The following is a 7,223-nucleotide window of genomic DNA, read 5'->3' on the forward strand; positions in this document are numbered from 1 at the left end:
CGCGCGGGGCGGGTGGCCCCCGACGGGGCCCCCGGCCGCCCATCGGCGCCCCGGGGGGTGCGCCCCCCCTCCCCCCACGCGCCCCCCCCCCCCCCACCCAAACCCCCCCGCCCACTTTGGGTGCGGGGGCGTTTTTTGTGGAGTCTTAGACGGTGCGAACAACGTCGTCGTAAGCGAACTTCGGCTTTGCTTCGCCCCAGGCGTCCGGACCGGGCTGGCCGATGTTGACCACCAGGAAGCTCTTCTGGTCACCGGCCGGGAAGAACTCGGCGTCGATGGCGGAGAAGTCAGCGCCGGTCATCGGGCCGGCTGCGAAACCGAGGGAGCGCACGGCCAGGATGAAGTAGCCGGCCTGCAAATGAGCGTTGTTGTTTCCAGTAGCAGCGGCGAAAGCGGGATCGGCGTCGTACATTGCCTTCGGCGCGCCGTAGGCGGGCAGGAACTTGTCCCACTGACCCTGCCAGTCAGTGTCGTAGGAGAGGACGGCGACCAGCGGCGCGGAGGCGGTCTTGGCCTTGTTGCCGTTGGAAAGGGTGTCCACCAGCTTGGCGCGGGCTTCGTCCGAGCGGACATAGGTCACGCGGAGCGGCTGGGAGTTGAAGGCGGTGGGGCCGAACTTGGTGAGCTCGTAGATGGCGCGGGCCTGTTCGTCGGTGACCTCACCGGCGAAGCTGTTGGCGGTGCGGGCTTCGGCAAAAATGGCGTCGACTGCTGCGGCGTCAATGACTGCTTCTTCGTGGGCGATCGTCATTCGTAAACCTTTCGCTGGGCCCTGGCCTTACAGGCGGCCGGGCACTTCTGCTTTCCATGGTTGCAACTTCAACTTCCGTTGTCCTCTTCCCGTGACGGCCCGTGACGTTGGGCACACAGCGTGACTTCGCGTGTCGCTTCTTTGAGTTGTGAGGCCTGTTGAGCGCGCTCCCGAGCGCGCGAGGCGCGTAGAGCAGGCCCCGCAATGGCGGTAATGTTGCACCGAATCCCAACACTTTTCTGAGGAAGGCCCGCCATGAGCATGCTCAGCATGAAATGGAAGCTCCACGGCAACGGCAAGTCCATTCGCCCCGGCCACGTGGTGGCACCCGACGAGCGGCTCGCCTGGCCTTTGACCATCGGCATCGGCATGCAGCACGTGGTGGCCATGTTCGGCGCGACCTTCCTGGTCCCCATCATCACGGGCATGCCGCCGGCCACCACCCTCTTCTTCTCCGGCATCGGCACCCTGCTGTTCCTGGTGATCACCAAGGGCCGCGTGCCCAGCTACCTGGGTTCAAGCTTCGCGTTCATCGCCCCGATCATGGCGTCCCAGCAGCAGTATGGCGTCGGTGGCGCTTTGGGCGGCGTGGTGCTTGCCGGCGTCGTACTGGCGCTTATTGGTGCGGTGGTCCAGAAGTTCGGCGCCGAGTGGATCAACCGCCTCATGCCGCCGATCGTCACCGGCGCCATCGTGGCTCTGATCGGCTTGAACCTCGCACCGGCGGCCAAGGCGAATTTCGACCTCGCACCGGTTACCGCACTGATCACGTTGGTCACGATCATCCTGGTTTCTGTTCTTTTCCGTGGAATCCTGGGCCGCTTGAGCATCCTGGTGGGCGTGGTTGTGGGCTACCTCGTGGCGATGATGCGCGGCGAGGTTTCTTACGAAAAGATGGACGCCGCTGCGTGGGTTGGCCTGCCTTTCTTCCAGACGCCCGAGTTCCACATCGGCGTGGTGGGGTTGTTTGTTCCGGTGGTACTGGTGCTGGTGGCTGAGAACGTGGGGCACGTGAAGTCCGTGGCCGCGATGACAGGGCAGAACCTCGACGGCGTCTCCGGCCGCGCGCTGATGGCCGACGGCGCCGCGACGGTACTTGCCGGGTTCGGCGGCGGCTCCGGTACCACGACGTACGCGGAGAACATCGGCGTCATGGCCGCCACCAAGGTCTACTCGACGGCGGCCTACTGGGTGGCCGGTATTTTCGCCATCCTGCTGAGCTTCTCCCCGAAATTCGGCGAACTGATCGCGACCGTGCCGGCTGGTGTGCTGGGCGGTGCCGCGACGATGCTCTACGGCATGATCGGCGTGCTCGGCGTGAAGATCTGGGTGCAGAACAAGGTCAACTTCTCCAACCCGATCAACCTGACGACGGCCGCCGTGGCGTTGATTATCGGCATTGCTGACTACACCTGGACCATTGGCGAGCTGAAGTTCACCGGCATTGCTCTTGGTTCCGCTGCTGCCCTGGTGATCTACCACGGCATGAAGGGTCTGGCTCGCTGGCGCGGGACCGTGGCCGAGCCGGAGACCGAGACGGCGGGGCTGCCACCTGCGGTGAAGTCGGCGATGAATGCGGCGGCCAAGCGGGGCGGGAAGAAGGGGAAGTAGGGGTGGGAGTGATCTCCGGATGAGGAATCCACTCCTTTGAACTAGTCACCTGGAGAACTTCGGTTGATGCTGAATCATGCGTCCCATCAATGCTTGGTTACAGGGTCCTACCCGGACTCGGACCTGGGTGCCCTCACCGCTGCGATAGTAACTTTTACCTGGACAGCCGGTCTCGTGGCCTTTGCAGGATTCAAGTTCAGCACGCGGGATGCCCGTGGCTAGCTGAACCACGACGGCGGTCCTCACCTCGGCCTAAGGCGAGGACCGCCGTCGGGCTTGGCTCAGCGACGTACCTCTGCGTCGGCCGCCCTAAGACCTTGCCGGATCTTTTCCTGACCCCCCTCGTCCCAGCCGCCTGAACCGGCGAGGGGGATTTCGGTGATGTACTTTCTCTGTTCCTTCGGAATCCGGGCAGCAACGAGATCGGGCGTGGACGCAGCAGCGGCGTACAGGTTGGGTCCGTCGGCGTAAAAGGGATCGGTGAGGACCAGGCGTCCGTCGCGGGTGCGCATGACGTTGTGTGGATTTTCGTCCAGAGGCCCGCACCAAGGCAAGCTGTTTCTGGCCTGCTCGTGGACGCCTCGCAATATGCCGGCAAGGACCTCCATTTCAGGGCTCCCCTTCGCTATTTTCAGCAAGAACCCCTTTGCCTCCTCCTCTGATACCGGGAGAAGCCATTCCATGATCTGCAGGTCACCTCCCCCGTCCAAACGGCGATGATCATGGAGTTCCGGGACCTGACGAGTGCCGGCTGCTTCACGGTAGAACTCTGCTGTGAAGGGACCCACTGGATCGAATGGGCTGATTCGCGCTACAACGGCGCCATTCGGCGAGCGGAGCGCAATCGCCCAGTCTCCAGCGACGCAAGACGCCCAGCCATTTTCACGGAGGAAATGCTCTATGTCTCTATGGTTGGGTCGCGGACCGAGGGATGCGAACGTTAGTGTCACCCTGGGCGTGTCGTGCAGTTCCAACGGTGATCTCCTGATGGATTTCAAGTCTTACTGACGTTCGAGGACTTCTTCCAGGCTTTGACGCGGGTTAGCCAATCTTTGACGAGGGCCGCTGTCAGCACAGGCTGGTCCAAATGTGCGTTATGGCCAGCTTGATCGAGGACCACGATCGTGGACTGCGGGTAACTATTGGCCAGAGCAATCTGATCCTGAAACCCGACCACATGGTCTTGGCGCCCGGCCAGGATCAGAGTGGGTCCTTGGAAGGCGGCGAACCGGCCCTCCGGCTCTTCGCGGAGCGCATAGTTCTTCGATATTCGCTCAATGGCGGCCGGGTCGAAGATCCGCAACCCTGGCAGCGCCGCATCCCGGAAGCGGGACCAGTTCCCGGGAGATTGGACCACGGACATTGCTTCGTAGTCCGCAGCATCCAAGGGATCCAAGGTTGCCATCAGCGCAGGGTTTGTTCGGATCACCGTTCGCTGAGGCACCGCTCGTGACCCGTGATCCGCAAGGACCACCGGGCAGAGGAGTGCAACGCCCAGCACTTGATCCCCGAATTCTGCTACCAAGTGACGGGCGATCATGCCACCGAAGGAGTTTCCGAGGATGGCAAACTCCGCATCGCCGAAAGTCTCCCGCGTGAACGAGACAACGGCGTTTGCGACAGCATCTGTGCTGTCGATCTCAGGCCCCGCCGCGGTTTGGCCCATACCTGGCAAGTCGACATAGACCCGCCGCCATTGACCGTGAGCATCGAACACCGGGTCGAGGCCAAGCAAGAGTCGATGATCGACGCAGAATCCGTGGATGACCAGGACTGGGGTCCCCGCCCCAAATTCAACAGAATGCACTCTCGAACGCTAACACCGCGCTGGTGCTGAAGCGGCGGCCCCACTAGCTCCCGAACTTGGTGTCGAAACGGCTCATAAACGCGGCCATGGCATCACGGGCAACCGGCTCAAGCGGCCGATACGTCTTAGTCCCGTTAGCCTCGGCCCACCCGGTACTGATGCCGCTGCTCGCCAGCCAGGTGATCTGCTTGTAGAACGGGTTGTTCGTGGCAACATCGGCAAACGGCGACTTGGCGGGAGCGGTGAAAGCGGGCGAGCCAGCCAGCCGGTACATGAACGCGGCCATCGCATCACGCGCAACAGGGGCCAAAGGCCGGTACGTCTTGGTCCCGTTAGCCTCGGCCCAACCGGTACTGATGCCCTTACTGGCAAGCCAGGTGATCTGTTTGTAGAACGGGTTATCCGTGGCAACATCCGCAAAAGGCGACTTCGCGGGAGCGGTGAAGGCGGGTGAACCGGCCAAACGGTACATGAACGCGGCCATCGCATCACGGGCTACCGGGGCCAGGGGTCGATATGTCCTGGCACCGTTGGCCTCGGTCCACCCTGTTGAAATGCCGCGTGACCCGAGCCAGTTAACTTCGGCAGTGAATTGGCCGCCGGAGATATCAGAGAAGATGGGACCCGGATTCTTGGCGAACGCGGTCAACTCAGTGAGCGAGCCCCTGAAGACGTTCTGGTCCCCCGGGAACTCGCCGGACTCGGCGTGCTGCCACAGGGTGTAGTTTTTCCAACCGGCCGGCAGAGCACCGGGCATCGACGCCCAGCTCGCGATGTGGAGCGGATGGTTCCCGAAACCGTTGGCCTTACCTGTGCACCTATTCCACCAGTCGGTAGTCGTGTAGATGGCCGGAAGGCGTCCGGTTCGCGACAGGATGGTGGTTGCGAAGTCGGAGATCCACGAAATCATCTGGCCCGGGGTCATTCCATAGCAGGCGCCGTCGCCATAGGGGCTGTATTCCAGGTCCAGCAGGGCAGGCAGTGTTTTCCCATCCGTCGTCCAGGCTGCACCGCTCTGGAGGAAGTAGCTGGCTTGCGCTGCACCGGACGACGCATTGGGGAGGGCGAAATGGTAGGCGCCGTGCAGCATGCCGGCAGAAGCAGCCCCCGAGTATTGGGCCTGGAAGTAGGGATTGCGGTAGGCGGTCCCCTCGCTGGCCTTCACGTACGCAAATTTGGCACCGTTGGCTGCGGCCTTGGTCCAGTCCACCACGCCTTGGTGGCTGCTGACGTCCATTCCGCGAACGCCCGACGGCACTGCTAGAGAGGATTCCGTGCCTTGGATGGAAAACAACTTCTGGTCCGCTCTTTCATGATCACGAAGTGTCGATCCCATGGCGTGGTCGTTCTGGGTTGCGGGCGGTTCTTCAGACGCGATGGCCGCCCCTGCCCCCGACGCGGCGAGCACCACGGTGGCGAGCAGCACAGCCGTGGCTTTCAGGCGACCTGGGCAGCGGGACATGGAGAATTTCATTCGACGATTCCTTCGGAGTGCGGGAGGAACCGGCGCCCCCACGTCATGCAGCTCAGCCTACTATCCGGCTTAGGCCTCCCAGCGCAGCAGGTCGCCGGGTTGGCACTCGAGCACCTCGCACAACGCCTCCAGCGTCGTAAACCGAACCGCTTTCGCCCGCCCGTTCTTGAGCACAGCCAAGTTGGCCGGCGTGATCCCCACTCGCTCGGCAAGCACACCCACCGGCATCTTGCGCTTGGCCAGCATGACGTCGATGTCCACGATGATCGGCATCAGATCACCTCGTCGAGCTCGGCCCGCAAGCCAGCAGCCTCAACGTCCCGCGCAACGGCCTGGGCCAGCAGCGTACGCAAGATCAGCACCAGAAGAGCCACTCCCCCGATCATCAACGCAGCGCCGCAAATGAGCAGAACAACGCCGGGCGCAATGTCGCCCGGAGCCAGCAGCGCCGCAATCGTAAACATCAGCAGTGCGGCCACAGATACAGCCCCGAAGATGATGTCCACAAACCGGAAAGCCCTGTGGGAGAACACCGTCCCGCGGCGCACCATCGTCAGCAACCTCCACACGCAGACCGCAACTACCTGCACGCAGAGGATTCCCAGAACGACAATCACCAGCAGCGTAATCCGCGGACCGTCGGGCGCACCGACCTCAACAAGGTCCGTAGAAAGCAGCGGCACCATCCACACCTGGACGAACAGCGATCCTGCCAGCACCATCGCGATCACAACCCGCAATGCGAGGATCGTCAGCTTACCCATCGGAACTCCTTTATCGAACAACAACCTGATTCTATCGATATTCGATCACTTAGCAAGCAACCAGGTCCCGTGACACAATTAGTCAGCTTGCTTACTAAAGCAGGGTTCCCTAGGCTGGAACAGGTCAGACAAACAACTCTCACAGCGGCGGTATCGCCCAAAAGGCACCCCGCTGCCCAACGAGGAGGAACAATGTCAGAACACAACATCGCAGGCAAGAAGGTCGCGTTCCTGCTGACGGATGGCGTTGAGCAAGTGGAGCTCACCAGCCCCTGGCAAGCCGTGAAGGACGCTGGCGGTGAACCCACTCTCGTGGCCCCCTCGAAGGGAAAACTCCAGGGCTTCAACGGCGTGGAGAAGGGCGACACGTTCGACGTCGACCTCGCAGTGGCCGACGCCAACGCCTCCGACTTTGACGCACTGGTACTCCCGGGTGGCGTCGTGAACGCGGACAACCTCCGCGTGGACAAGGACGCGCAGAACTTCACGCGGGCCTTCTTTGAGCAGCACAAACCGGTGGCCTCCATCTGCCACGGACCGTGGATCTTCATCGACGCCGGCGTGATCAAGGGCCGCAACGTCACGTCGTACCACACGCTCCAATCGGACCTGAAGAACGCCGGCGCCAACTGGACCGACGAAGAAGTGGTATGCGATCAAGGCCTGGTCACCAGCCGCAACCCGGACGACCTCCCGGCATTCAACAGCAAGCTCGTGGAGGAAATCTCCGAGGGGCAGCACGCTGGCCAGACCGCTTAGCGGCCACCGAGGCACATACGGCAAGTGCCGCCGTCGTACTTCATGTAGAAGTACGAC

At 62.5% G+C, this 7,223-nt stretch carries 8 protein-coding genes; 2 read left to right on the plus strand and 6 right to left on the minus strand.

The window, feature by feature from the left end; genetic code table 11:
- Positions 1-145: 145 nt before the first annotated feature.
- Positions 146-751 (minus strand): malonic semialdehyde reductase, encoded by a 606-nt coding sequence (locus LN996_RS23095; protein WP_231343430.1) that lies wholly within the window; start codon positions 749-751, stop codon positions 146-148.
- Between the two features lie 255 nt (positions 752-1,006).
- On the opposite strand from LN996_RS23095, the gene LN996_RS23100 reads away from it, so the two are divergent.
- Positions 1,007-2,362, plus strand: a complete 1,356-nt coding sequence (locus LN996_RS23100) for a uracil-xanthine permease family protein (RefSeq protein ID WP_231343431.1) — start codon at positions 1,007-1,009, stop codon at positions 2,360-2,362.
- Between the two features lie 281 nt (positions 2,363-2,643).
- Here the strand turns inward: LN996_RS23100 and LN996_RS23105 are convergent, their stop codons facing one another.
- From LN996_RS23105 to LN996_RS23130, 5 genes are all read right to left on the minus strand, one after another.
- Positions 2,644-3,150: a hypothetical protein gene (locus LN996_RS23105; protein WP_231343432.1), complete on the minus strand. Its 507-nt coding sequence runs from the start codon at positions 3,148-3,150 to the stop codon at positions 2,644-2,646.
- 206 nt (positions 3,151-3,356) lie between these two features.
- Complete coding sequence (locus LN996_RS23110) at positions 3,357-4,169, minus strand: alpha/beta fold hydrolase (RefSeq protein ID WP_231343433.1); 813 nt, start codon at positions 4,167-4,169, stop codon at positions 3,357-3,359.
- 43 nt (positions 4,170-4,212) lie between these two features.
- A complete protein-coding gene (locus LN996_RS23845; protein ID WP_308102759.1) occupies positions 4,213-5,643 on the minus strand; it encodes a lysozyme in 1,431 nt (476 codons plus the stop codon).
- Between the two features lie 69 nt (positions 5,644-5,712).
- Positions 5,713-5,916 (minus strand): helix-turn-helix transcriptional regulator, encoded by a 204-nt coding sequence (locus tag LN996_RS23125; RefSeq protein ID WP_231343434.1) that lies wholly within the window; start codon positions 5,914-5,916, stop codon positions 5,713-5,715.
- Positions 5,916-6,407 carry a DUF2975 domain-containing protein gene (locus LN996_RS23130; protein WP_231343436.1) on the minus strand — a complete coding sequence of 164 codons (492 nt, stop codon included), beginning with the start codon at positions 6,405-6,407 and terminating at the stop codon, positions 5,916-5,918. Before LN996_RS23130 ends, LN996_RS23125 begins: the two co-directional genes overlap by 1 nt.
- 192 nt (positions 6,408-6,599) lie before the next feature.
- On the opposite strand from LN996_RS23130, the gene LN996_RS23135 reads away from it, so the two are divergent.
- On the plus strand, positions 6,600-7,166 hold the full coding sequence (locus tag LN996_RS23135; protein WP_231343437.1) for a type 1 glutamine amidotransferase domain-containing protein: 567 nt from the start codon (positions 6,600-6,602) through the stop codon (positions 7,164-7,166).
- Positions 7,167-7,223 lie beyond the last annotated feature (57 nt).

The sequence above is a fragment of the Arthrobacter sp. AK01 genome (genome assembly GCF_021109375.1).
Taxonomy (GTDB): Bacteria; Actinomycetota; Actinomycetes; order Actinomycetales; family Micrococcaceae; genus Arthrobacter.

Excerpts from the sequence above, each read along its gene's own strand:
- LN996_RS23095 (WP_231343430.1), bottom strand. The coding sequence starts at position 751 with ATGACGATCGCCCACGAAGAAGCAGTCATTGACGCCGCAGCAGTCGAC.
- LN996_RS23100 (WP_231343431.1), top strand. The coding sequence starts at position 1,007 with ATGAGCATGCTCAGCATGAAATGGAAGCTCCACGGCAACGGCAAGTCC.
- LN996_RS23845 (WP_308102759.1), bottom strand. The coding sequence starts at position 5,643 with ATGAAATTCTCCATGTCCCGCTGCCCAGGTCGCCTGAAAGCCACGGCT.
- LN996_RS23125 (WP_231343434.1), bottom strand. The coding sequence starts at position 5,916 with ATGCCGATCATCGTGGACATCGACGTCATGCTGGCCAAGCGCAAGATG.
- LN996_RS23130 (WP_231343436.1), bottom strand. The coding sequence starts at position 6,407 with ATGGGTAAGCTGACGATCCTCGCATTGCGGGTTGTGATCGCGATGGTG.
- LN996_RS23135 (WP_231343437.1), top strand. The coding sequence starts at position 6,600 with ATGTCAGAACACAACATCGCAGGCAAGAAGGTCGCGTTCCTGCTGACG.